The organism is Aquimarina macrocephali, from assembly GCF_051627225.1.
Taxonomy (GTDB): Bacteria; Bacteroidota; Bacteroidia; order Flavobacteriales; family Flavobacteriaceae; genus Aquimarina; species Aquimarina macrocephali.
Genome location: NZ_CP151795.1, coordinates 3,324,009 through 3,349,455, shown reverse-complemented (window position 1 = coordinate 3,349,455; position 25,447 = coordinate 3,324,009). Strand labels below are relative to the sequence as shown.

The following is a 25,447-nucleotide window of genomic DNA, read 5'->3' as shown; positions in this document are numbered from 1 at the left end:
TTCTACATAAATATTAAGAAGCATACATTTACTTTAGCTAGAGTGACTACCCTACTCGCAATCCATTTTTAACCTTTAAATCAGGACTTAATAAAGTTACTTCTTTATCTTCTCCTACTGCACCTAAAACTAAACATTCACTCATTATATTAGCGATTTGTTTTGGCGGAAAATTGACTACAGCTATAACTTGTTTTCCTATGAGTTCTTTGGGTTGCTGGTAGAGTTGCGTAATCTGTGCAGAAGTTTTTCGCTCTCCCAGTTCTCCAAAATCAACAATCATTTTATATGCTGGATTTCGTGCTTCTTTAAAGATTTCTACATTTATTATGGTCCCCACTCGCATATCCACATTCATAAATTCTTTCCATTCTAAATCTCGATCCATTATTTTTTATTTCAAATTATTTCTTAAAAGTATTGAAGTTCTTTTAAAAAATAACACTTTAAGTATTGATCTTTCAAAAGAGCAGTAAAAACCGTATTGAAACAATGTTTTTTGCGTATTTGACCGTTGTTAATTGTATTTTACCGATATTTTATTGTTTTTTACAAGCTTAGTTACAGGAATTATTCTTACATTTGTACCACACAAGTAAAATATTGTATACGATAATTCGCCCCAAAATATAGAATTAGCCCCAAATACCCCAATGCATACCCCAAAATATCGACGATAAATCCCGAGTTAACTCGGGATTTTATTTTTAACACCAGTTATAGTTTAAACTTACTGTAATAAAAAAACCCCCGAGTTAACTCGGGGGTTTTTTATTTTTATATGTCTACCTATAAAAGAGTTTAAACGATTTTATTTCGTTTACGTTCAACTTCTGTTAAGTAGATTTTACGCAATCTTAAAAAGTTAGGGGTAACTTCTACGTATTCATCTTTTTGGATATATTCTAAAGCTTCTTCTAATGAAAACTTGATCGCAGGTACAATCTTAGCTTTATCATCTGCTCCCGAAGAACGTACATTTGATAATTTCTTCGTTTTGGTGATATTAACAGTCATATCATCACCTCTGGAATTTTCTCCAATCACCTGTCCTTCATAAATATCTTCTCCCGGATCTACAAAGAATTTCCCTCTATCTTGTAACTTATCAATAGAATATGGTATTGCCGAACCTTTTTCCATAGAAACTAATGAACCATTAATACGTCCAGGAATATCTCCTTTAAGTGGCTGATATTCTTTAAAGCGGTGCGCCATAATTGCCTCACCTGCAGTTGCTGTCAATAATTGATTACGCAAACCAATAATTCCTCTAGATGGTATCATAAATTCACATACCATACGATCTCCTTTGGCTTCCATACTAAGCATTTCTCCTTTACGCATAGTTACCATTTCTACAGCTTTTCCTGATACATTTTCAGGTAAATCAATAGTTAATTCTTCAATTGGTTCACATTTAGTACCATCTATTTCTTTAATGATTACTTGTGGTTGTCCAATCTGCAATTCATATCCTTCACGACGCATGGTTTCAATCAATACCGATAAATGCAGTACACCTCGTCCGAATACCAAAAACTTATCTGCACTATCTGTATCATTAACTCTAAGCGCTAAATTTTTCTCCAGTTCTTTTGCTAATCTTTCTTTAATATGTCTGGATGTTACAAATTTTCCATCTTTTCCAAAGAAAGGAGAATCATTAATTGTAAACAACATACTCATGGTAGGTTCATCGATAGCGATAGTCTTTAACCCTTCAGGGTTCTCTATATCTGCTACAGTATCTCCAATTTCAAAACCTTCAAGTCCTACCAATGCACAAATATCACCAGCTTCTACTTTTTCTACCTTCATTCTTCCAAGGCCTTCAAAAGTGTGAAGTTCTTTTATTTTAGATTTTTTTATCGTTCCATCTCGTTTTACCAAAGAAACCTGCATTCCTTCGGTCAAGGTTCCTCTTTGTAAACGTCCAATAGCGATACGTCCTGTAAATGATGAAAAATCTAACGATGTGATCAACATTTGAGGAGTTCCTTCTTCAATTTTTGGAGCAGGAATATGCTCAATTACCATATCAAGCAGAGGTTCGATATTATCTGTTTCGTTTTTCCAGTCATCACTCATCCAGTTATTCTTAGCAGAACCATATACTGTAGGAAAGTCTAATTGCCATTCTTCTGCACCAAGTTCGAACATCAGGTCAAATACTTTTTCATGAACCTCATCTGGTGTACAGTTTTCTTTATCTACTTTATTAACCACAACACAAGGTTTTAACCCAAGGTCAATTGCTTTTTGCAACACAAAACGAGTTTGTGGCATAGGTCCTTCAAAAGCATCTACCAAAAGTAATACTCCATCTGCCATATTCAATACACGCTCTACCTCTCCTCCAAAATCGGCGTGACCAGGAGTATCAATAATATTAATTTTGGTTTCTTTATAGATAACCGAAACGTTTTTTGAGGTAATGGTAATTCCTCTTTCGCGCTCCAGGTCATTATTGTCCAAAATTAAATCACCTGTGTTTTCATTTTCACGAAATAATTGACAATGGTACATAATCTTATCTACCAACGTAGTCTTACCGTGATCTACGTGAGCAATTATCGCAATATTTTTTATAGCTGTCATAAACGCCTCATTTTTAAGGCTGCAAAGGTACGAGATATTTTGACAGGTTGTATGCGAAAATTTAATTATTAGAAAAGCTCAGTAATTGATTTCATAAAGCTGATCCATGAAACTCCTTTAAATTCTATATTTTAAGCAGTTAGAAGTAAATTAAAGATGATGAATATTGTGTCATTCAACTCTAATAATAAGGTAGTATAAATTAAAAAATAACGATAAGTGATTTTTGCTAAACATTTTTTTTATGAATGATTTGTTTTTTAATCAGACTTCTTGTCGTTATCACTTTTACTAATAATTCTTTCCTTCAAATCCTAAAAGACTTATCTTTGCCTTCTTAAAAAAAACATATGGATCTTTCTGAAATAAAAAACTTAAAAAATCTTGATGCAAATAACTTTTTTCTTCTGGCTGGCCCCTGTGCTATTGAAGGAGAAGAGATGGCATTGCGTATTGCAGAAAAAGTAGTTACTATTACTTCTAAACTTAAAATTCCTTATGTTTTTAAAGGGTCATTTAAAAAGGCTAACCGTAGTCGTATTGATAGCTTTACAGGGATTGGTAATGAGAAAGCATTAAAGATTTTACGTAAAGTTGGAGAAACTTTTGAAATTCCAACGGTTACTGATATTCATGAAAATGAGGATGCAGCACTTGCAGCCGAGTATGTAGATATTTTACAAATCCCGGCTTTTTTGGTACGCCAAACAGATCTTGTAGTGGCTGCTGCAGAAACAGGAAAAACAGTTAACCTAAAGAAAGGACAATTTATGAGTCCTGAAGCTATGCAACATGCTGTAAAAAAGGTAAAAGATAGTGGCAATAATAATGCAATGATCACGGATCGTGGAACTATGTTCGGTTACCAGGATATGATTGTTGATTTTAGAGGAATCCCAACGATGAAACAATATGGTACTACTGTACTTGATGTAACACATTCATTACAACAACCTAATCAATCTAGTGGTGTAACCGGAGGAAGACCTGACATGATAGAAACTATCGCGCGTGCAGGAATAGTGACTGGAGTAGACGGTTTATTTATGGAGACACACTTTGATCCTGCTAATGCCAAGAGTGATGGTGCCAATATGTTACATCTTGATCACCTAGAAAAGCTATTGAGCAATTTGGTTGCCATTAGACAAACGGTTAATCAGTTATAAATTTTTCATTTCTAAAAACATAAGCCTCATTAAGGACTTCTATAAGTACCTGATCATCGATATCCTCTATGTTTTGGTATCGAAGAGATTTTACATATTTTCTTTTATCAGATTCTAGTTTTTCCTGGTGTTTGGTAAAATACTGCGCGCTCCAAAATCCTACATCTACATAGCCTTTGGTTACATTAAGATAACAGATCGGACTTTTGCCCACATAATAAAAAGGAACTCTCCATTTAAACAACAACTCAACCTTTGGTAATGTCGTTTCAACCACCACCTGTAGATGAAGTAATATAGATTTAAAAGGTTCTGATTGTCTTAAAATATATTCTTCTGCTGGATTCATAAATCAAACATATTTTGAAGTTAAAATACTATTAAATTCACATTTACGAATTTTTAAGTCCTAAAATATCAATAAACAACCTCGGAGCAAGTCTCCTAGTAGGTTACAAAATAAAAAACAATACTTACGAAAAGAATTTAATAAAAAAACATCAACCTAACTGTATTTAAACGACCCCAATAATACAATAATCTACATTTATTTATGAAAAATCTTTATAAAAAACCTCTGCCGAAGTTCCATAAAACTTAACAAAACCTATCTTTTCATTCAAAAGATATGTATGCCATGTTATGTATAAATCATCATAAGACAAACAACCGTTTCTAAAGGATTAGAAAGAAAAGTCATAGAATCTGCATTATCACTAAGTCTCGAAAAAGGAATAAATGATTACACTATTTGGTCTGCAGTTGGCCTTGCGGTTAGAGAACAACAAGGTCTCAAACCATGTATAGAGTTCTAGTGATTCTTACAAATTGGATTCTATCGAGTATAGGTTTTTATTTCCTTTATATCTATCATCTATTAGAAACATATTCTTTACCATAAGATCCATAAGCAACTTTAGGTTTTTACATTAATTCTGCTAAGATATCCTTCAAAATTTATTGTCAATAATCTAAATTTATTAATTTATAAATATCAATAGATTTTAGCTATACTTTTATAATTTTTCAATACCAAAATAGAAGCTATTGGTTTTGTTTTCAAACTATTTTTGTTTTCAACTTTAATATGTTTTAAAAATCCATTTTATGATCACACAAAAGAAAACTTTAGCACTGTTTTTGGGATTAGGCTTCTCTTTGATTGGTTTTTCTCAAAAGATGACAACAAATTTTGGAGCTCCGGTTGGAGACAACCAAAATTCGCAAACTATGGGTGCAAGTGGCCCAGTCTTACTACAAGACATTCACTTAATAGAAAAACTTGCTGCTTTTGACAGAGAACGTATTCCAGAACGTGTTGTACATGCAAGAGGTACAGGGGCTTTTGGATATTTTGAAGCTTCTGCCGATATGTCTGAACACACCATGGCTGTTCCTTTTCAAAAAGCAGGAAAAAAAACAGAAGTCGCGGTTAGATTCTCTACAGTAGCACACGGTAAAGGATCTGCAGAAACAGCAAGAGATCCAAGAGGGTTTGCAGTTAAGTTTTATACAGAACAAGGTAATTATGATATTGTAGGAAACCATCTTCCTATATTTTTTATTAGAGATGCGATAAAGTTTCCTGATTTCATTCATACCGTAAAACCTTCTCCTGTAACAAATAAACAGGATCCAAATCGATATTTTGATTTTTGGAGTCTTTCCCCAGAGGCAACTCATATGGTTACACGATTATTTACTGATTTAGGAATTCCTAAAGGTTACCAGTATATGGATGGAAGTAGTGTTCATGGTTATAAATGGGTTAATAAAAAAGGAAAAGTGGTTTACCTTAAATATACATGGAAAACCAAACAAGGAGTACAAAACCTAACCCCTGCAGAAGCCTCTGCGATTCAAGCCAAAAATATTGGTCATGCTACCGAAAGTTTACGAAAGGATATTGAGGCAAAAAAATTCCCTCAATGGGATTTATTTGTACAATTCATCAAACCAGAAAATTTAAACAGTTTTGATTTTTGGCCTCTAGATGATACGAAACACTGGTCAGAAGAAAAATTCCCTTTGGTAAAAATAGGGACTATGACATTAAACAGAAACCCTGTTAACTTTTTTGAAGAAGTAGAATCAATAGCAATGGCTCCTGGTAACCTAATTCCCGGTGTCGAACCTTCTGAAGACAAAATGCTGCAAGGACGATTATTTTCATATTTTGACACTCAACGCCATAGGCTTGGTGGGAATTTTCAGCAGATTAAAGTTAACCAACCAAAAAACAAAGTAGTTAATTATAATTCTGATAGCTGGAATAGTTCTAGAAATAGTAGTTTTCCTAATCCAGACATAAATTACGAACCTAGTAATCATGTAGCTGTTTCTGAAGATAACAAATACAGAAATGCATCCTACAGCTCTTCTGAAAAAACTATAATTGTGCAAGCTCCAATAGAGAAAACAAATAACTATGGGCAAGCAGGAGAATTCTACCGTTCCTTAACCGATATAGAGAAAGAACATTTGATTTCGAACCTAGCTGGAGATTTAGGTCAGGTAAAAAGTAAAGATATTCAAAAGAAAATGATTACTCATTTTTATCGAGCCGACAAAGATTATGGTATGAGAGTAGCTAAAGCACTTGGCTTTTCTGCTAAAGATTTTAAATAAATAGCAACAATATAATGACCTTTAAAGAAATATAGTTTTATTTCCTTAAAGGTTTTTATCTCATAATTCTTCCGCAATGACAACAAACATAAATATAATTTTTAGTATACTCTTTTTACTCCTTATTACTCCTAATATTGTAAAAAGCCAAGACTTTACAGCTTTAGAACAAGTTATACGTGAAGGAAAACTAGATGTATTAAAAGAGGCTGTAAAAAGAAACAACGACTTATTAAGTTACCAAAATTCAAAAGGGTATTCATTATTAATACTTGCAACATATAATAATCAGTTAGAAATAGTGAATTATCTAATTTCTCAAAAGATTAATATTAATCTTTCAGATAAATCAGGAAATACCGCATTAATGGGGGTTGCTTTTCAAGGACACATAGAAATTGCAAGAACATTAATAAAGAATGATGTAAAAATAGATCAGCAAAATTATAACGGAGCCACTGCCCTTCATTTTGCTGCGACTTTTGGTAATAAAGATATAGCGGACCTCCTTATAGAAGCAAGAGCAAATAAAACTATAAAAAATAGTTTTGGAGACACCCCTTATGATGTAGCCATTAAGCAAGCCAATACAAAACTCGCGAGTATATTAAAATAAATTATCCTTGTGTTAAAAGAAAAAGAACCTGGTCTATTGGTTTTTTTTTTTATACATCCACACCTCCTATCCTTATTAAGTATTATAGTTTATTGGTGGTTATTTTAGTAGCTTCAGAATATCTTAAAGAACTTAATTCATTCGAAAACTTGCACAATTCAATATTTTGATTTTACTTTGTATTTCAAAGTACTTTTTAATATGAGCACAGAAGAATACTTAAAAGACATCACCGAGATCAAAGATATGATGAACAAATCATCCCGTTTTTTCTCGCTTAGTGGTTTATCAGGAATAATGGCAGGAATCTATGCACTTATTGGTGCTGCTGTTGCTTTTTATTTAGACAGTATTATCGGTAGAGGGTATCTAATTCTAAACAGTAAGCTTTTTTATTATATCCTGATAGATTTAGTCATCATAGCATTACTTAGTATTGTAACTGCTATTATTTTAAGCGTTAGAAAAGCCAAAAAAAATAATGAAACCTTATGGAATAGTGCTTCAAAAAGGTTGCTCACTGCTTTTTTAATCCCTTTAATCACAGGAGGTATATACATTATTATAAAAATATCCAGTCACCACTATGGTCTTACTGGTTCGTTAATGCTTATTTTTTATGGTCTTGCTCTGGTGAATGCTTCAAAATATACCATTGGTAACGTAAAATATTTGGGGTATACAGAAATTGTATTAGGTTTGATCTGTGCGCTCTACCCAGGATATGGTTTTTGGTTTTGGGTGCTTGGATTTGGTGTAATGCACATTATATATGGAAGCTTGATATACTTTAATGAGAATTCAAATTCGAAATCTGCATAGACAAAACATTAAATCTGATACGATACATTAGTTTTGATCTATACCTGAGTATTATCAAATAAGCCTGAATATAAAATTTGAAAAGTCTCTTCCCTTATGGGAATAAAGAATGAAAAATATAATTAACAATATAAACAAAGCTTTTGATCATCGAATTCGATTAGGAATTATGTCGATTTTGATTGTAAACGAATATGCTGATTTTAAAATGCTAAAAGAGCTTCTGGGAGCTACCGATGGCAATCTGGCAAGTCACACCAAAGCTTTAGAAAAAGACGAATATATTATGGTAGAGAAATCATTTATTGGCAGAAAACCTAACACAAGGTATAGTGTAACCAAAAAAGGTCGAGAAGCCTTTAAAAAACATGTAGAAGCTATTGAAAAATTACTAAAACAGTAGCTATATTTTTTTATCATTTTACTTTGAATTTCAAAGTACTTTTAACATCGCAATGAGAGCATATATATTAGAAACAATTTATGAATTAAGTAAAAAACCGTATCAGAAATGGTTTAAAAAACAACCTTCCTGGGATATTTCGGCAAAAACACTTATTACGTATCCCAAAGGAAGCCTTGGGTTTCATTTAGGCTGCTTTTTGCTACAACATGATTTTAGTCCACAACCAAAATTAGAAAACCATGATGTGTTTCATGTCTTAACCAGCACAGGTATCTCTGTCCCAGAAGAAGTAGCCATGCAATACTATCTTTTAGGCAATGGTAAACGCAGCATATATCTAATCTCTGTCATTTTTATAGGCACCCTACTTTACCCAGACAAAATCAAGCTTTTTAAAAAAGCATATCGAAAAGGCAAAGCTGCTTATCCTTTTCACCAACTGGATTACAAAAAGCTTTTACATCAACCTGTACAAACCTTAAAAACCACATTTTTAATCTCATCATTATGAAAATCATACAACCTATTAACAAGAGCGCTCTTATCGTAGCAACCATAAGCTTTCTTTTGGGAACTTTACTATTACTGTTTTTTCTAATTTCTCAATCTAGCATAGTTTTAGACATAGGTCTTTTTTACGTCATCATAGCATCAGTTCTTAATATAATCGTCTTTGTAGGACTCATTACTAATGCCATTATCAACTATCAGTACTACAAAGAGAATCTAACAACAATCATATTGGTTATTCTTAATATCCCAATTACTATTGGGTACATCATCATTGTCGCCAACAACCCTTTTCTAACATTTTTTTAATCTTATCATTATGAAAATAGAACACCCTATCAATAAAATTGCTATCACTTTAGCCTTAGTTAGTTTTCTTATCGGAACCTCTCTATTGCTACTTTATATATTCTTTAAATGGAGCACCCTTCTATATATAGGAATTAATTATGTTAGAATTGCTTTCCTTGTTAATGTAATTTTTTTGGCATTTCTAATTATCAATGCATTTTTCTTTTCAAAAGACACCAAAGAGAATCTAATCACAATTCTACTCTTTTTACTTAACATCCCTATTACACTTTTATATATCCAAATCGTATAAATACTAATTATTATGAATATTATAGAAAAACAAATGCCATTCATAAAACTATTTACGTTTTCAGTAACATTTAGTTTACTATTATTGGTAATCAGAGCCTTAAAAACAGAATCTTTTTTTTATCTATTCCTGGTCTGGAACCTCTTTTTGGCATGTATACCTTATGCTATTACGATACTACTAAGCATACGCAAAACAAATCAATTCATTTTCTGGCCAGGTTTTATGATATGGCTGGTATTTTTACCTAATTCTCCATACATCTTAACCGATTTACAACATATTAGATTAAGCAACTTACAATCAGTTTGGTTTGATGTTTTACTTATCCTATCCTTTGCCATCAATGGCTTGATCATCGGCTTTGTTTCTTTATGGATGATGCAGACATTGCTTCAGGAAAAATTTTCTAAAAAAATCACAAACCTCATCTCGTACTGTATTCTGCTATTGTGTGGTTTTGGGATATATCTGGGAAGAGTATTGAGATGGAACAGTTGGGATATACTTCAAAATCCATCAGGGATTTTATCAGATATCATAAAAAGAATCCTATTCCCTACCCAACATATTAATACCTGGGCATTTACGATAGGTTTTGGTGGTTTTTTGATCATCACATACCGAATGATTCAATATTATCAAGAAAAAAATAATTAAAAAAATACAATCACTATAAATATTATATCTATGGAAACCCAAAAACAAAAAAAGTCCTTTGGTCAATGGTTAAAGACCTCAATTACCGTTCGAATGTTAATGGTAGGAATACTAATCTTAGTATTATTAATCCCCCTTTCTTACATTAAAGATTTAATACGAGAGCGCTCCTATAGACAAGAAGAAGTTGTTAAAGAGATCAATCAAAAATGGGGAAATGAAGTATTACTATATGGTCCCATTCTTAAAATTCCTTATCAAATACATACCCTAAAAAAAACCTGGGATGACAAAACAAAATCGTATAACGAAGAAGATATTATTACGATAAAACATGCTTTTTTCTTCCCCAACACATTAGATATAAAAGCCAATATCGAATCTGAAACTTTAGGAAGAAGTATCTATGAGTCTGTAGTGTATACTGCCGATATGAAAATAACAGGTTCTTTTACTACTCCAAATTTTGAAACGCAGGATATTGCAGCGGCAGATATTTTATGGAATAAAGCTACTGTGCAAGTGAACTCAACAAACTTAAAAGGTATACGAAGTAATCTGGAACTAAAACTAGGAACAGATCAATATCCTTTACGATCTCGATATGCACAAAACTCATATACAAATACTCTGGAAACTAAATTTTTAAAAGAAAACTCTTTACCAAAAGAGAGTACGATCGACTTTAGCCTGGATCTCCTGATTAACGGAAGTGAACAATTACGATTCATCCCTGTGGGTCGTGAGACCAATGTATCCATGACATCAAATTGGGCCTCCCCGAGTTTTAATGGTAATTATCTACCCAATACCAAAACCAAAGAGATCTCTGACCAAGGTTTTAAAGCCAACTGGAAAGTATTACAAATCAATAGAGAATTTGAGCAAGAGTTTTTTGGAGAATTACCACATATTAACGCTTCTGCCTTTGGTGTGAAATTACTGATTCCTGTAGATGAATATCAAAAAAGTGAACGCGCTGCCAAGTATGGATACCTTGTGATTGCCCTTACCTTTCTGGTATTCTTTTTAATCCAGGCAATTAGTAAAATTCATATTCATCCATTTCAATATTTAATGGTTGGATTAGCATTAACCATGTTTTATACATTATTGATTTCTATATCAGAACATTCAAGTTTTTTACAAGCATATGCTATAGCTGGTAGCGCAGTAGTTTTACTAATTTCTATGTATTCGAAAGCAATACTTAAAAGCTACAAATTTATGGGGTTTATAGCCGCTTCTTTAGCAGCACTATATGCGTTCATATTTGTGATCATTCAATTAGAGAGTTATGCGTTATTAGTAGGAAGTATAGGATTATTCCTAATTCTGGGAACTATAATGATGATATCACGTAAAATTGATTGGAAAAACGATTAAACAAGACATACAAAATTAGCTGGTTAGTTAGTTGATAAAAGTCGTGCTTCAGATTTTTGAAGTGCGGCTTTTTTATCTACTTTTAGTTCTTATAAAAAAACAGATGAAAAAAACCATTTATATCTCTATCATAGCATGTACTACATTAAGTATGTTTTCGTGCAAAACAGATTCTAAAAACAATCAGAACCTGACTAAAGAGGTCACATTTACCAAAGAAGGTGAACTTTCTTTATTTGATCTAAAAGATTCAATCCCAAATCCAATAACCAAACTAGATATCGAAATTGCCGACTCCGACTACGAAAGAGAAACAGGTTTGATGTATCGCAAATCTATGCAGAAGGATCGGGGTATGTTATTTATATTTTCTGAAGAAGCTCCACATTCGTTTTATATGAAAAACACAAAGTTCCCTTTAGATATCATATTTATAAATGCAAAAAATAAAGTAGTAAGTATCCAAAAAAACGCACAACCTCTTAATGAATCTTCATTACCATCTGAAGGACCAGCACAATATGTGTTAGAAGTTAATGCTAAACTTACTGATACCTGGAATCTTAAAGCTGGTGATTCTATTTCTTTCACCAAGATGTAAAAAAAACAATCAAACCTCATAGATTTTCTAAAACCTATGAGACCTGATAATAACAATAAACAAAAATCCTTTCTAATTGCTTAGAAAGGATTTTTATAATTATAATTTCAAAAGAGATTACTTCTTCTCTTCGGTTTCTTTTTCTTTAGTCTTTAAACCAACTTTACGTACTGTATCATACATTACCGGAGTTGCGATAAATAGTGACGAATAAGTACCTATAATCACACCAATAATTAATGAGAACATAAACCCTCTTAAAGGCACTGCGAATATAAAGATCGCGATCAGTACCAATAATGTGGTTAAAGATGTATTTAAAGTACGACTTAACGTACTATTTAAAGCTCCATTAACGTTTTTATCTAATGGTCTTCCAGTATGCTCGTTGAAGAATTCCCTAATTCTATCAAATACAACCACGGTATCATTTAACGAGTATCCAATTACAGTAAGTATAGCTGCAATGAATGCCTGGTCAATTTCCATATTAAATGGCATAAATTTATAGGTTAGAGAGAATATCCCTAGTACTATCAATACATCATGGAATACTGCCGCAACCGCACCTAAACTAAACTGCCATCTTCTAAATCGCAATAAGATATATAGGAATACAACTATAAGAGACGCAAATACAGACCAAAATGCTGCTTGTTTAATATCATCGGCAATTGTTGGCCCTACTTTCATAGAATGCATAATACCTACTTGCTTATCATCCCCACCATTAGCAAATTGATCATAAGTTAATCCATCTGTTAAATACGGTTTTAAAGCTGTAAATAATTTGTTTGAAATTTCTGTATCTATTTCCTCTCCTGTTTCATCAACTTTATACTTTGTTGTAATCTTTAGTTGATTATTTGTTCCGTAGGTCTTTGCTTGTGCGCTTTCAAAAGCAGCAACAAGATCTTTCTCTACTACAGCAGGAACAACATCTTTTGCAAAACGAACAGTATACGTTCTTCCTCCTACAAAATCTACACCTTGATCCAATCCATTCGTAAATAAAGAACCAATACCTGCTACGATAATAATACCAGAAATGACATACGCAATTTTACGCTTCTTTAAGAAATTAACATTAACGTTCTTAAATAAGTTTTTGGTTGCTCCTGTAGAAAAAGCCAGCTCTTTACCATTTTTACCATAACCATCTATAAATAATCTGGTTACAAAAATCGCTGTAAACAATGAGGTTAAAATACCTATTAATAAGGTAGTCGCAAATCCTTTAATTGGTCCTGTACCAATAACTAATAAAATAAGACCTGTTAGACCTGTAGTTATATTTGCATCAAGTATTGATGATAATGCATTACTAAATCCATCCTTAATAGCATCTACCTGAGATTTACCTTTTGCTAGTTCTTCTCTAATTCGTTCAAATATTAATACGTTTGCATCAACCGACATACCAATCGTTAATACAATACCTGCAATACCAGGAAGCGTTAATACCGCTTTTAATCCTGCTAATACTCCAAAAATAAATAAGATATTAACCACCAAGGCCACATCTGCAAAAAGTCCTGCTTTACCATAGTAAAACACCATCCAGATCAGAATTAATACTAATGCTATTGCAAAAGACATTACACCACTATCAATAGCTTCTTGACCCAATGATGGCCCTACTACTTCACTTTGTATAATATCTGCAGAGGCTGGTAACTTACCTGCTCTTAATACATTTGCCAAATCCTGACCTTCTTCTATAGAAAAGTCTCCAGTGATTTCACTTCTTCCTCCACTAATCGCTCCTGTTGTAACTCCTGGAGCAGAATATACTATATCATCTAATACAACTGCTATCTGGCTACTTTGACTAAAAGCACGACCAGTCATTTCTTCCCATTTTTTAGCCCCTTTACCATCCATTTGCATGGTAACTGTTACTTTACCTAATTGGCTATATTCTTGTCTTGCATCTGTAATAACGCCACCACTTAGTTCTGGCTCATTATCTCTATTTCCTTTTATAGCATATAAATCTAAAAATTCAGAATCTTTTTCAGGTTTTCCCCAGGCAAACTTCACAAAACGTTGCTCTACCGGTAATAAAGCTTTTACCTTAGGGTCATTAAGATATGCCATAAACTGGTCTGCATTCTTCTTTTCTACAGTAGCTACTACGGGCCCACCTTGTCTTCCTTGTCCTACAATTAGGTCAAACAATGGATTTACCTGTGCTTCAATATCTGTAGAATCTTCTGCATCTTCTAATAAGTTTTCGATAGCTGCATCAGCATCAGTTGTTGTAGAATCAACTTTTGCAGTATCTACCTGAGTAGAATCCACAACCGTTTCACTAGTTTCAGTAACTTTTTCCTTTATTTTATCTACACCTTCAAGATCTTCTTTAATTAAGTTATTGGCAGCAATAAGATGATTAAAGACTTCTTCCATTTTATATACGTCCCAAAATTCTAATTGAGCTGTACTAGTTACCAAACTTTTTACTCTCTCTATATCTTTAGCACCAGGAAGTTCTACCAAAATACGACCAGATTCTCCTAAACGCTGGATATTAGGTTGTGTAACTCCAAACTTATCAATACGCTTACGTAATACTTCGAATGCAGATATTACAGACTCGTCAATCTTACGTTTCAGGATAGGTTTAACCTGCTCATTGGTCATATCATAAGTGATATCATCACTTAGATTTTTGTTTGCAAAAATATCTGGTGATGCTAACTTTGCATCTGGAATTTTTTCAAATTCGGTAAAGAAATCATCGATATAATTATTTTGACTATTTTTCTGCACCTCATCGGTAGCAAGCAAAGCTTGATTAAACGATGGGTCTTTAGATTTATTAGCTAGCCCACTTAAAATATCTTTTACAGAGATTTGCAGAATAACATTAATCCCTCCTTTAAGGTCAAGCCCTTTATTAAGTTCTTTGTCCTTTGCATCATTATATGTAATACCGGCAAAAATTTCTTCTTTACCAATAGAATCCAAATAATTACGCTCTGCGGTCTCCCTTAATTTCGAATAATCTTTTACGCTTTCCGGATACTTTTGCTGTGCATAAACTTCAGCTTCTGCCTCTTTTGTGTAGGCCATGTATGTATATGACAATTGGTAAATACATACCAAGCCAAATAAAATAGCAAATACCCTAACAAGTCCTTTATTTTGCATTATTTATTTATTTTGGTCAAACCTGTTAAAACGAGTAATTATATAATACACTCAAGGTTTGACAATTATTTTTAATTATTTAATACTGTGTGATTAAGCTTTATCAAACTATTGACAAAAGCTCTATTTAAAATATGATTAGTTTTTAGGAATTTCTTAAAAGCTGTGAATTCCAATCAAGAGATTGGTCCAGCTCTTACTTCTGGAATGTTATGCGAAGTATTATCTATTGCAATTGCAATATTTGTATTTACTTTTTGAGCTATTTTTACAAGCCTATCTATATAATCGGTATCTATTCCTTTAACAAAACTATACGAGTTAGAGCCAGAATAGCCATCACGTTCATGTTTTACTTCTAAAACATACTTACCATTAAAGTCAGCATCAAAATCTGTACTTTTTTGGATTTCATAAACATCGAGATTATAGTCTTTAGAATTTTTATTTAAAGGAAACTGGTTGTCATCTTCATTTTGGTCGTAAAAAACGTGATCAAGCTCTACATCTTGTGCTTCAGAAAGTATTCTTTTTATATATTCTACATCTGCATCGCTGTAATAAGCAATTTTAAGCTTGCCGTTTTTTAATCCTTTTGATATTCTGGTGTGTTCAACTCCAATGGATTGCAATTGTTTCTTTACACTTGTGATCGCATTTTCGGCTTCTAGAGAAGTAACATCATCATTAACAAACTCTAATACAATTTCCTGATTAGGTACAACAGTTTGTTGTTGAATAACAACAAGTAATGCAAATGCACTGATTAAAGTTCCGAAGTACCATTTTTTCTTCATCCGGCAAATATAAAAAAATTAAAACTGCATTTCTAAAGTCTTCAAATAAATATCTGTTGCAATCTTTGAACATCAAAACGTATAAGTTTCAATTTTGGTATTTATCGCTATTCAAAATAGCATCAAAACCCGAAGTTTGTTCTATAGCAAAGGCTTTATTTATTAGTAAAACGTATATCAGTATAACTATATTAAAACAGTAAGAGCTGCCTAAAAAAGCAGCTCTTACTAAATATATTTAGGATGTATTATAATTCTAATAATCCATTTGTCTTCTTAACACCTTCTGCACTTTCTGCAAGTTTAGCTTTTTCTGCATCGCTAAGTTCTATTTCTACAATCTTTTCGATTCCGTTTCTACCTAATACAACTGGCGCACCAATACAAAGGTCATTTAATCCATATTCTCCTTCTAATAAGGTAGAACAAGGGAAAATTTTCTTTTGATCACAAGCAATTGCCTGCACTAAACCAGATACTGCTGCTCCCGGAGCATACCATGCAGATGTACCCAATAATTTGGTTAATGTAGCTCCACCAACTTTAGTATCTGCAGCTACTTGTTCTATTCTTTCTTCTGAAATAAATTCTGAAACAGGTACACTATTTCTTGTAGCCAATCTTGTTAATGGTACCATACCTTTATCACTATGACCACCAATTACCATCCCATCAACATCAGAAATAGGAGCACCTAATGCTTCTGCTAATCTGTATTTAAAACGAGCACTATCCAAAGCACCACCCATACCAATAATTCTATTTTTAGGAAGGTTGGTTGTTTTATGTACTAAATAGGTCATTGTATCCATAGGGTTACTAACCACAATAATAATAGCATTAGGAGAATGCTCTATCAAACTTGAAGATACTGTTTTAACAATACCTGCATTAATACCAATCAATTCCTCTCTTGTCATTCCTGGTTTACGAGGAATTCCTGAAGTAATTACAGCAATATCACTTCCTGCAGTTTTAGAATAATCTCCTGTAGTACCAGTAATTTTGGTATCAAACCCATTTAAAGAAGCTGTTTGCATCAGATCCATTGCTTTTCCTTCTGCATATCCTTCTTTAATATCTAACACGACTACTTCTGAAGCAAAATTCTTTATTGCTATGTATTCAGCGCAACTAGCACCTACTGCACCAGCTCCTACTACTGTAACTTTCATGGTATATTTTTTTGAATGTAATTAAACTTATTTATTTCGCGAAAATACAAATTCTTTGATGAATTAATTAACAAATAGAGTGTTAATTACCAGCCAAAATTAAGTCCTAAAGAAAGGTTATTATAGTTTTGCAATGTATAATCCAAATTAGCTCTAAAAATACCAAACTGTACTTTTGCACCAATTGATGCTTTAACTCCTTTTGTTTTGTTTTTCACACTTATTGGATCTATTACCGTTTGTGAATTCAGTGGTCCATTTTGGATTTGATAAGTACCTAATAAATCTGCATCACTCGAACCAAAATAATACCCCAGACCCCCATAAAAGTTTAAAACTGGTAATTTGGTGGATACAATACCTGTGATTAACCATGAATTAGTATTTAGACGTACTTCTTGGTCAGCGCCTTCTATCCCACTGCTGGCATTAATATCATAAAAACCTTTTACATTGGTATATCCTAACAAAGCAGATAGCCTAACTGGCCATCTCTTTAGTGGAAAAACCCAATCGGTAAACTCATGCTGAAATGCAACACCGTATAACTGTATTTCGGCATCTTGTACTGCTTTAATCCTAGGTAAAAATCTAAGTTTTATTTCTGTACTTTTTATTAACCCCATTGATCCTTGAATAAATCCGCTTGGTAAAGAATTAATTTCAGAATCTCCAATACCATTTGGCAAAACAACTTCTAATTCTGTAGCTTGACCTCGATTTATTACGACTACTACCTCTTCTTGATTTACACCTAATGCATTTGCAACAGTCTGACTGGTTTGCCCGTTTCTAAATGTTAAATCTGTATAATCCTGCACATTTAGAATAAAAGATTGTTTCTCTTCTCTTATAAAAGAAAGGTTACCTACAATCCCTGCTTCGAAGTGCCATAATTTTTTTGTTTCTGCTGTATTATACCAACCATTTGACATAGCGTTTACTAAGGACTCTCCTGCAGATGCAAAATAATCTTCACTAAATCTCTGGGCATTTTCAATTCCTATTTCAAGAATTTGATCGATATCTGTTTGTGAAAACGTAGCGTGACCTAGAAGTAATGCCAACAGCAAAGTACATTTTTTCATAAGATTTGGGTTTAATGGGCATTGCAATATAAAAAAAATCCGCTATACCTATTATATAGCGGATCTTAAATATAATTTTAAACTATTATTTATGCATCAATATTTGCATACACAGCGTTCTTTTCGATAAACTCTCTACGTGGTGGTACTTCATCTCCCATTAACATAGAAAATATGCGATCTGCTTCTGTAAGATTATCAATGGTAACCTGACGCATCGTTCTAAATTCTGGATTCATAGTAGTATCCCATAACTGCTCTGCATTCATCTCTCCAAGACCTTTATATCGTTGTATTTTCGAACTTTCTCCAAATTCTTGTACAATCAAATCTCGTTGATCATCATTCCATGCATATTGTTTTTTGGCTCCTTTTTTCACCAAATATAATGGTGGTGCAGCTATATAAATGTGCCCTGCCTCAATCAGTTCTTTCATATAACGGAAAAAGAATGTGAGGATCAATGTAGAAATATGACTACCATCGACATCGGCATCACACATAATCACCACTTTATGATAGCGTAACTTTGACAGGTTTAATGCTTTACTATCTTCTTCGGTTCCGATAGTAACACCAAGAGCAGTAAAGATATTTTTGATTTCTTCATTTTCAAAAACCTTATGATGCATTGCTTTTTCGACATTCAATATCTTACCACGTAGTGGAAGAATTGCTTGAAACATACGATCACGTCCTTGTTTTGCTGTTCCACCTGCAGAATCTCCCTCAACCAAAAACACTTCACATAATGCAGGATCTTGTTCTGAACAATCAGAAAGTTTACCTGGTAAACCACCAATACTCATTACCGATTTACGTTGCACCATTTCACGTGCTTTTTTAGCAGCGTGACGTGCCTGAGCAGCAAGAATTACTTTCTGAACAATAGTTTTAGCATCATTCGGATTCTCCTCAAGGTAATTCTCCAGCATTTCAGAAACAGCTTGCGAAACTGCAGAAGTAACTTCTCTATTTCCTAATTTAGTTTTGGTCTGCCCTTCAAATTGAGGTTCCTGAACTTTTACTGAAATAATAGCTGTTAATCCTTCACGGAAATCATCTCCAGCAATCTCAAATTTCAATTTATCTAACATCCCTGAAGCGTCTGCATACTTTTTAAGTGTAGCAGTTAAACCTCTTCTAAAACCTGAAAGATGTGTTCCTCCTTCATGGGTATTAATATTATTCACATAAGAATGTAAATTCTCTGCATAAGAATCATTATAGATCATCGCCACTTCTACAGGAATATCATTTTTCTCGCCTTCCATAGAAATCACATCTGCTATAATAGCACTACGACTTGTATCAAGAAATCGAACAAATTCTTTTAATCCTTCTTCAGAATGGAAAGTTTCGGTAACATCATTACCTTCATCATCCTGATGACGCTTATCTGTTAATGTAATTTTTATTCCTTTATTAAGGTATGCCAATTCACGCATACGACTTGCCAGAGTATCATAATTATATTCCAGAGTCTGCTGAAAAATTGTGGGGTCTGGTCTAAAAGTAACTATGGTACCATTAAAATCTGTATCTCCTGTAGATTTAACTGGATATAATGGTTTACCTTTTTCATACTCCTGCTCCCATACTTTACCATCTTTATGAACAAAAGCATGCAAGTGAGCTGATAATGCATTCACACAAGATACTCCTACCCCGTGAAGACCACCAGAAACCTTGTAAGAATCTTTATCGAATTTTCCTCCTGCACCTATTTTGGTCATTACAACCTCTAAAGCAGAAACACCTTCCTTTTTATGTATACCTACAGGAATACCCCTACCATTATCTCGTGTAGTAACAGAATTATCTTCATTAATAGTTACCTGTATAGCATCACAATGCCCTGCCAGTGCTTCATCAATTGAGTTATCTACTACTTCATACACCAAATGATGCAACCCTCGAGATCCAACATCACCAATATACATCGATGGACGCATACGTACATGCTCCATTCCTTCGAGTGCCTGAATACTATCGGCGGAGTAATTATTCTTATTAGCTTCTTCGCTCATAAATCCCTTATTAATTATTTTATTTTTTTGACAACAAACAAAGATAAAAAAAGAGTAAAAGGATCAAAGAGTTTTATCAAGAAGGATTTAACGAGTTATCAACAATTAATTAAGAATAGTACTAGAAAATCAAAAAACGCTCTTAAAAACGATAAAAAACCCCTTAAATCGATTTTTAAGATAATTTGTGTTTTGCCTGATATTTATTAAATCACTCTAACCTCTTTTAAACAAACAAGAATTGATAAATTTCTTTTCGATACCTCATTCTAAATTATAATATAAAAAACCAGTCATCATATTAACGCTTTCTTAATACAATTTACATCAATCTTAACATCTGCTTTATAATACCAAATACAAAACACTGTTTTAGGTGATCGAACAATCAAGTTCATTATTAACCAAATTAAGTATTAACACAAACTTATCTAACAAAAAAGATTATGAAATTCAAAAAAGAATTTAACGCATTTAAAGCTGTAGCACTATGCACAGTATTATTTTTTACTTCTTGTCAAAAAGACAACATCAATGAGAACGTAGATGAAAACACAACACCTACGAATGGAAAAACTATTGAAAAATACTTTCAAGGTAATTTAGTTACCGTAGAAGATATAGGAAATGGAGAATTTCTTTATAATTCAGACATTATCCTTTCTGCCAATATGTTATCCGACACGCCTCTTCCAATTTTTGACCCAAAATCACCTCCGAGTATTGAAGGTAATCAAAAATTAGCATTGTGGGGTTCGACTAAAAAATGGCCAAACAACACTGTAGTTTATACATTAGGATCATTAAATAGCACTTTGCGTACTAACTTAACAGCAGCTTTCAAAAGATGGTCTGATAAGACTAATATAAAATTTAAAGAAAGAACTAATGAATCTGATTATGTAACTATTTATGAATCTACAAACGTTTGTTCGGGATGTGGTCGGGCTTCTTTTGGAATACAAAGAAACGGAAGTGTGCAACTAGGTCGTAATGCTAGTGTTAGTCTAATAGTTCACGAATTAGGACACACTCTTGGTTTTGTACATGAGCAAACAAGATCAGATAGAGATGATTACGTTATTATAAAATGGGAAAATATCCAATCGGGTATGGAAGGTAACTTTAGAAAAGATCAAAATGCTCAATTATTAACTGGCTCATTTGACATTAAATCTATAATGATGTACTATTCATACGGTTTTTCTAAAAACGGAAAACCAACCATTACTTTACTTAATGGTCAAACGTACACCGGAGCGCAACAAACTATATCTGCTTTAGATATCGAAGGAACCAACAAAGCATATCCATCTAATGATAACCCTAGTGATCCTTGTGCAGGTGTAAGCCCATGGGTTTCTGGACAATCGTATTCTGAAGGAGATCAAGTAACCTACAGTGGTTATTTATATACTTTACAAAATAATAGCTGGGTAAGTACAGGAAAATGTGGAAATTAAATTAATGCACATTCCTTCATAAAAATAAATCGAATTTGTAAAGAAGGCTACAATTAATTGTAGCCTTCTTTTGCATTTAATTTTGACCTTAATAGTTATTATACAAAACCCCAAGAAATTTTCTCAGGGTCTCACATCTCAATTAACTCAACTTTCAGCTAAAATAAACTGTAATTTTCATATCATATATTGACATCGTCGTAAGCTTCTTCGTGTACATTAGCAATAGCTCTACCACTTGGATCATTCATATTTTTAAATGCTTCGTCCCATTCTAAAGCAATTTTTGTACTACATGCTACCGATGGTTCTTGAGGAACACTCAATGCTGCTGTATCACTAGGAAAATGCCCTTCGAAAATAGTACGATAGTAAAATTCTTCTTTGTTTTGAGGAGTTTGTATTGGGAATCTAAAATGTGCATTTGCCATTTGCTCATCTGTAACTTCGATCTCAACAACTTCTTTCAATGTATCAATCCAACTATATCCTACTCCATCAGAAAATTGTTCTTTTTGTCTCCAGACTACACTTTCTGGCAAATAAGATTCAAAAGCTTTACGAATAACCCATTTTTCCATTCTCTCTCCATTGATCATCTTATCTTTTGGGTTAATTCGCATTGCAATATCCATAAACTCTTTATCCAAAAACGGCACTCGCCCTTCGATTCCCCATGCTGCAAGCGATTTATTTGCTCGTAAACAATCATACATATGTAATTTATTGAGTTTACGCACAGTTTCTTCATGAAATTCTTTTGCGTTTGGTGCTTTATGAAAATATAAATATCCACCAAAAATCTCATCAGCTCCTTCTCCCGATAGTACCATTTTTACTCCCATAGATTTAATAACCCTAGCCATCAAATACATTGGTGTAGAAGCTCTTATGGTAGTAATATCATAGGTTTCCAGATTATAGATCACATCTTTTATCGCATCAAGACCTTCTCGAATGGTAAATTTTATTTCGTGATGAATAGTTCCGATATGATCAGCTACTTTTTGTGCAGCTTTCAAATCCGGCGAACCTTCTAATCCAACAGAAAACGAATGTAACTTTGGCCACCATGCATCTTTGGTGTCATTGGATTCTATTCGTTTTTCTGAATATTTTTTTGCAATAGCAGAAGTTACTGAAGAATCTAATCCGCCGGACAATAGAACACCGTAAGGAACATCAGACATTAATTGTCTATGAACAGCTGCCTCTAGAGCATCTCTAAGTTCATCGATACTGGTTTGATTTTCCTTTACTGTTTCATAATCAGACCAATCTCTAACATACCATCTCTTTAGAGTTTCTTCTTCACTTGATAAATAATGTCCTGGAGGAAACAATTCTATTTTAGTACAAACTCCTTCTAGAGCTTTTAACTCAGATGCCACATAGAAAGTACCATTTTGATCCCATCCCATATAAAGAGGGATAATTCCCATATGATCTCTTGAAATGAAGTACGTATCCTTTTCTACATCATATAATGCAAAAGCAAAAATACCATTAAGGTCATCTAAGAAATCTGTGCCTTTTTGCTCATATAGTGCTAAAATTATCTCACAATCAGATTCTGTTTGAAAATCATAAGTTCCTTCGAACTGTTTACGAAGTTCTCTATGATTATAAATTTCTCCGTTAGCGGCTAATACCAATTTATTATCTGCACTAAACAACGGTTGTTTACCAGAAACTGGATCAACAATAGCCAATCTTTCATGTGCTAGTATTGCATTTTTGTTGGAGTATATCCCACTCCAATCCGGACCTCTATGTCTAATTTTTCTTGACATCTCAAGTAATTGAGGTCGTAACATCTCTGAATCTTGCTTTATATCAAAAGCACAAACAATTCCACACATATTCTTCGTTTTCTATTATTTGAAAAGTCAAAGATTGATTTATAGTTACAAAATAAAAACAATAAACACTATATGACTTACATATTGAAACAACAAATACAATAAAATATAACAAAAAGAAACTTCATTAAGGATATAATATTATATATACTATCAAATCGTCATCTCAAACATTTAACACAATTTATAGACTCGATTAACATTTCAATTGTAAGTTCAACAATATCTTTACGTCTGTCATAAAAATTAAAATCACCATTATGAAAAAATCACTCTTATTAGTTATTATTATGTTTTTGGGTACGTTGTCAAGTGTAAATGCTCAAAAATTTGTAGGACTGCAGAAAAGTCCAACGGATATTTCTTACGCTAAGAAAGACAGAAATGCCAAACCAGAGATTAAAGTTGTTTATAGTCGTCCACAAAAGAAAGGGCGTAAAATTTTTGGTAGTTTAGCTGCATATGATAAAGTATGGAGAACTGGAGCTGATGAAGCAACCGAAATCAGATTCTCTCAGGATGTAAAAATGGGAGATAAAACTATCAAAGCAGGAACATATTCATTATTTACTATTCCTGGTGAAAAAGAATGGACTATTATTATCAATTCTGATCTTGATAGTTGGGGAGCTTACTCTTATGATAAAAGTAAAGATGTGGCTAGAATTAATGTTCCCGTTGGAAGTGGTGATGAACTAGAAGTTTTTTCTATAGCTTTCAAAAAAGTAGACAAAGGATACCACATGGTACTTGGATGGGATACTACTCGTGTAGCCGTACCATTTAATTTATAATAACAATTTACTTCATAAAAAAATAGCTTGAAAATATATTTTCAAGCTATTTTTTTCCTCAACTATTGTGTTTGTTCTTATCCCCAACAGAGATAATTAGTTCTTTTGTTATCTGTGAATAGCATGACCAGATGCTCCAGGTAACTCTCTTAGAAAATCCATTACAATTCTAAAAGTTAATCTAAATTTTGTGTAAAATAGCCCCATATGTTACGTTTAAAAATTAATATAATTATTACTCAAATATAACACCGATATAACTCGATGTCAATAAATTTATATATATTTTAGATATAAATCAAGATTTTATCGACAATAAGCACTAAAAACTCAATTCTAATAAATCTCCCCCTAATGCTTTGTCTTTTTATACAAGGAAAATAGGGTAATTTTCCCCGGTTCCTTAACATAAATTTTTAAAAGTTTATTCTTTTTCATTTCATTTAATTTTTAAAATTGTCCCTCAACAATTTCAAAAAAATCTTATCTATGGATTGCATTACTGCAAGCCGATGGTAATTGTCTTAAAAAGGTTTTTAAAGCCTTTATGTCAACAAAAAAAATACCGTAAAATAGCTTCATAATCTTTAGATTTAAAATTGTTATACAAAGATAATATCTATCTTACTTGGCCAATAAAAATTAACATCATCAAAACAAAATTTTAGACATAAAACATCTTAAGACGCTATAATATCAAAAATAGATTTAATCATGTTAATTTTTGAAGTTTTTTCTTACATAATAAAAGTGAAATTTAGGGGTTTTCTCCCCCTTTTTTATCTTTAAATCCATTCAGTTAAGTTTTCTTCAACATACAAAACAACAAAAAAGCATAATTACACCTATATACTATTCTAAAAACACGATTATTCTTTCCTTCTCATAAATGCAAAAAGCGATCATACCTAAATGATGTTAACCTCTATTTTATATTTTTTGAATATTTTTCCTTTCATTTAAATACCTCCGTAATGAGAAATTAAAGAAAGAAATGAAATCTAACAATTAAACTAATTATAGTGTATATGTGTTAAAAAACTCAAAATTAAGTTGGTCACTAAATGTAATGAGGTATT

22 protein-coding genes are annotated in these 25,447 nt (G+C 32.7%); 13 read left to right on the top strand and 9 right to left on the bottom strand.

Annotated elements, in window-relative coordinates; genetic code table 11:
- Positions 1–46 precede the first annotated feature (46 nt).
- Both AAFU52_RS14455 and typA read right to left on the bottom strand, forming a co-directional pair.
- Positions 47–388, bottom strand: coding sequence for a tRNA-binding protein (locus tag AAFU52_RS14455; protein ID WP_438422394.1), 342 nt, complete (start codon positions 386–388; stop codon positions 47–49).
- A gap of 413 nt (positions 389–801) precedes the next feature.
- Positions 802–2,601, bottom strand: coding sequence for a translational GTPase TypA (gene typA, locus AAFU52_RS14450; RefSeq protein WP_024768944.1), 1,800 nt, complete (start codon positions 2,599–2,601; stop codon positions 802–804).
- Between the two features lie 350 nt (positions 2,602–2,951).
- On the opposite strand from typA, the gene kdsA reads away from it, so the two are divergent.
- The gene (gene kdsA, locus AAFU52_RS14445; protein WP_438422393.1) at positions 2,952–3,770 is read left to right on the top strand and encodes a 3-deoxy-8-phosphooctulonate synthase; all 819 of its coding nucleotides are present in this window, start codon (positions 2,952–2,954) and stop codon (positions 3,768–3,770) included.
- Here kdsA and AAFU52_RS14440 read toward each other — a convergent pair.
- Positions 3,757–4,119, bottom strand: a complete 363-nt coding sequence (locus tag AAFU52_RS14440; protein ID WP_024768946.1) for a DUF1801 domain-containing protein — start codon at positions 4,117–4,119, stop codon at positions 3,757–3,759. The genes kdsA and AAFU52_RS14440 overlap by 14 nt on opposite strands.
- Positions 4,120–4,877: 758 nt before the next feature.
- Here AAFU52_RS14440 and AAFU52_RS14435 point away from each other — a divergent pair.
- The 10 genes from AAFU52_RS14435 (at position 4,878) to AAFU52_RS14390 (ending at position 12,003) form a co-directional block, all read left to right on the top strand.
- Positions 4,878–6,398, top strand: coding sequence for a catalase (locus tag AAFU52_RS14435; protein WP_035090544.1), 1,521 nt, complete (start codon positions 4,878–4,880; stop codon positions 6,396–6,398).
- Between the two features lie 76 nt (positions 6,399–6,474).
- A complete protein-coding gene (locus AAFU52_RS14430; protein WP_024768947.1) occupies positions 6,475–7,014 on the top strand; it encodes an ankyrin repeat domain-containing protein in 540 nt (179 codons plus the stop codon).
- A gap of 201 nt (positions 7,015–7,215) precedes the next feature.
- Complete coding sequence (locus AAFU52_RS14425) at positions 7,216–7,836, top strand: hypothetical protein (RefSeq protein WP_438422392.1); 621 nt, start codon at positions 7,216–7,218, stop codon at positions 7,834–7,836.
- A 109-nt stretch (positions 7,837–7,945) separates the two neighbouring features.
- The gene (locus AAFU52_RS14420) at positions 7,946–8,239 is read left to right on the top strand and encodes a winged helix-turn-helix domain-containing protein (RefSeq protein ID WP_024768949.1); all 294 of its coding nucleotides are present in this window, start codon (positions 7,946–7,948) and stop codon (positions 8,237–8,239) included.
- A gap of 52 nt (positions 8,240–8,291) precedes the next feature.
- On the top strand, positions 8,292–8,753 hold the full coding sequence (locus AAFU52_RS14415; protein ID WP_438422391.1) for a Coq4 family protein: 462 nt from the start codon (positions 8,292–8,294) through the stop codon (positions 8,751–8,753).
- Positions 8,750–9,061 (top strand): hypothetical protein, encoded by a 312-nt coding sequence (locus AAFU52_RS14410; protein WP_438422390.1) that lies wholly within the window; start codon positions 8,750–8,752, stop codon positions 9,059–9,061. The genes AAFU52_RS14415 and AAFU52_RS14410 overlap by 4 nt, the downstream gene beginning before the upstream one ends.
- Before the next feature lie 10 nt (positions 9,062–9,071).
- Positions 9,072–9,356, top strand: coding sequence for a hypothetical protein (locus AAFU52_RS14405; protein WP_024768952.1), 285 nt, complete (start codon positions 9,072–9,074; stop codon positions 9,354–9,356).
- Between the two features lie 12 nt (positions 9,357–9,368).
- Positions 9,369–10,016, top strand: coding sequence for a DUF1361 domain-containing protein (locus tag AAFU52_RS14400; RefSeq protein ID WP_438422389.1), 648 nt, complete (start codon positions 9,369–9,371; stop codon positions 10,014–10,016).
- A 30-nt stretch (positions 10,017–10,046) separates the two neighbouring features.
- Positions 10,047–11,402 (top strand): cell envelope integrity protein CreD, encoded by a 1,356-nt coding sequence (creD, locus tag AAFU52_RS14395; RefSeq protein ID WP_438422388.1) that lies wholly within the window; start codon positions 10,047–10,049, stop codon positions 11,400–11,402.
- A gap of 103 nt (positions 11,403–11,505) precedes the next feature.
- Positions 11,506–12,003 (top strand): DUF192 domain-containing protein, encoded by a 498-nt coding sequence (locus tag AAFU52_RS14390; protein ID WP_024768956.1) that lies wholly within the window; start codon positions 11,506–11,508, stop codon positions 12,001–12,003.
- 117 nt (positions 12,004–12,120) lie between these two features.
- On the opposite strand, the gene secDF is transcribed toward AAFU52_RS14390, so the two are convergent.
- From secDF to gyrB, 5 genes are all read right to left on the bottom strand, one after another.
- A complete protein-coding gene (secDF, locus tag AAFU52_RS14385) occupies positions 12,121–15,159 on the bottom strand; it encodes a protein translocase subunit SecDF (RefSeq protein ID WP_438422387.1) in 3,039 nt (1,012 codons plus the stop codon).
- Positions 15,160–15,335: 176 nt separating this feature from the next.
- Positions 15,336–15,956, bottom strand: a complete 621-nt coding sequence (locus tag AAFU52_RS14380) for a hypothetical protein (RefSeq protein WP_438422386.1) — start codon at positions 15,954–15,956, stop codon at positions 15,336–15,338.
- Between the two features lie 248 nt (positions 15,957–16,204).
- Positions 16,205–17,131 (bottom strand): malate dehydrogenase, encoded by a 927-nt coding sequence (gene mdh, locus AAFU52_RS14375; RefSeq protein WP_024768958.1) that lies wholly within the window; start codon positions 17,129–17,131, stop codon positions 16,205–16,207.
- An 86-nt stretch (positions 17,132–17,217) separates the two neighbouring features.
- On the bottom strand, positions 17,218–18,219 hold the full coding sequence (locus tag AAFU52_RS14370) for a DUF6588 family protein (RefSeq protein WP_438422385.1): 1,002 nt from the start codon (positions 18,217–18,219) through the stop codon (positions 17,218–17,220).
- Between the two features lie 89 nt (positions 18,220–18,308).
- Entirely contained in the window at positions 18,309–20,249 is a 1,941-nt protein-coding gene (gyrB, locus tag AAFU52_RS14365; protein WP_024768960.1) for a DNA topoisomerase (ATP-hydrolyzing) subunit B, read from the bottom strand.
- Between the two features lie 446 nt (positions 20,250–20,695).
- Between gyrB and AAFU52_RS14360 the strand changes: the two genes are divergently transcribed.
- A complete protein-coding gene (locus AAFU52_RS14360) occupies positions 20,696–21,712 on the top strand; it encodes a M12 family metallopeptidase (RefSeq protein ID WP_438422384.1) in 1,017 nt (338 codons plus the stop codon).
- Between the two features lie 182 nt (positions 21,713–21,894).
- On the opposite strand, the gene asnB is transcribed toward AAFU52_RS14360, so the two are convergent.
- The gene (gene asnB, locus AAFU52_RS14355; protein WP_438422383.1) at positions 21,895–23,574 is read right to left on the bottom strand and encodes an asparagine synthase B; all 1,680 of its coding nucleotides are present in this window, start codon (positions 23,572–23,574) and stop codon (positions 21,895–21,897) included.
- A gap of 260 nt (positions 23,575–23,834) precedes the next feature.
- On the opposite strand from asnB, the gene AAFU52_RS14350 reads away from it, so the two are divergent.
- The gene (locus tag AAFU52_RS14350) at positions 23,835–24,368 is read left to right on the top strand and encodes a DUF2911 domain-containing protein (protein ID WP_024768963.1); all 534 of its coding nucleotides are present in this window, start codon (positions 23,835–23,837) and stop codon (positions 24,366–24,368) included.
- The last annotated feature ends 1,079 nt before the right edge of the window (positions 24,369–25,447 follow it).

Excerpts from the sequence above, each read along its gene's own strand:
- AAFU52_RS14455 (WP_438422394.1), bottom strand. The coding sequence starts at position 388 with ATGGATCGAGATTTAGAATGGAAAGAATTTATGAATGTGGATATGCGA.
- typA (WP_024768944.1), bottom strand. The coding sequence starts at position 2,601 with ATGACAGCTATAAAAAATATTGCGATAATTGCTCACGTAGATCACGGT.
- kdsA (WP_438422393.1), top strand. The coding sequence starts at position 2,952 with ATGGATCTTTCTGAAATAAAAAACTTAAAAAATCTTGATGCAAATAAC.
- AAFU52_RS14440 (WP_024768946.1), bottom strand. The coding sequence starts at position 4,119 with ATGAATCCAGCAGAAGAATATATTTTAAGACAATCAGAACCTTTTAAA.
- AAFU52_RS14435 (WP_035090544.1), top strand. The coding sequence starts at position 4,878 with ATGATCACACAAAAGAAAACTTTAGCACTGTTTTTGGGATTAGGCTTC.
- AAFU52_RS14430 (WP_024768947.1), top strand. The coding sequence starts at position 6,475 with ATGACAACAAACATAAATATAATTTTTAGTATACTCTTTTTACTCCTT.
- AAFU52_RS14425 (WP_438422392.1), top strand. The coding sequence starts at position 7,216 with ATGAGCACAGAAGAATACTTAAAAGACATCACCGAGATCAAAGATATG.
- AAFU52_RS14420 (WP_024768949.1), top strand. The coding sequence starts at position 7,946 with ATGAAAAATATAATTAACAATATAAACAAAGCTTTTGATCATCGAATT.
- AAFU52_RS14415 (WP_438422391.1), top strand. The coding sequence starts at position 8,292 with ATGAGAGCATATATATTAGAAACAATTTATGAATTAAGTAAAAAACCG.
- AAFU52_RS14410 (WP_438422390.1), top strand. The coding sequence starts at position 8,750 with ATGAAAATCATACAACCTATTAACAAGAGCGCTCTTATCGTAGCAACC.
- AAFU52_RS14405 (WP_024768952.1), top strand. The coding sequence starts at position 9,072 with ATGAAAATAGAACACCCTATCAATAAAATTGCTATCACTTTAGCCTTA.
- AAFU52_RS14400 (WP_438422389.1), top strand. The coding sequence starts at position 9,369 with ATGAATATTATAGAAAAACAAATGCCATTCATAAAACTATTTACGTTT.
- creD (WP_438422388.1), top strand. The coding sequence starts at position 10,047 with ATGGAAACCCAAAAACAAAAAAAGTCCTTTGGTCAATGGTTAAAGACC.
- AAFU52_RS14390 (WP_024768956.1), top strand. The coding sequence starts at position 11,506 with ATGAAAAAAACCATTTATATCTCTATCATAGCATGTACTACATTAAGT.
- secDF (WP_438422387.1), bottom strand. The coding sequence starts at position 15,159 with ATGCAAAATAAAGGACTTGTTAGGGTATTTGCTATTTTATTTGGCTTG.
- AAFU52_RS14380 (WP_438422386.1), bottom strand. The coding sequence starts at position 15,956 with ATGAAGAAAAAATGGTACTTCGGAACTTTAATCAGTGCATTTGCATTA.
- mdh (WP_024768958.1), bottom strand. The coding sequence starts at position 17,131 with ATGAAAGTTACAGTAGTAGGAGCTGGTGCAGTAGGTGCTAGTTGCGCT.
- AAFU52_RS14370 (WP_438422385.1), bottom strand. The coding sequence starts at position 18,219 with ATGAAAAAATGTACTTTGCTGTTGGCATTACTTCTAGGTCACGCTACG.
- gyrB (WP_024768960.1), bottom strand. The coding sequence starts at position 20,249 with ATGAGCGAAGAAGCTAATAAGAATAATTACTCCGCCGATAGTATTCAG.
- AAFU52_RS14360 (WP_438422384.1), top strand. The coding sequence starts at position 20,696 with ATGAAATTCAAAAAAGAATTTAACGCATTTAAAGCTGTAGCACTATGC.
- asnB (WP_438422383.1), bottom strand. The coding sequence starts at position 23,574 with ATGTGTGGAATTGTTTGTGCTTTTGATATAAAGCAAGATTCAGAGATG.
- AAFU52_RS14350 (WP_024768963.1), top strand. The coding sequence starts at position 23,835 with ATGAAAAAATCACTCTTATTAGTTATTATTATGTTTTTGGGTACGTTG.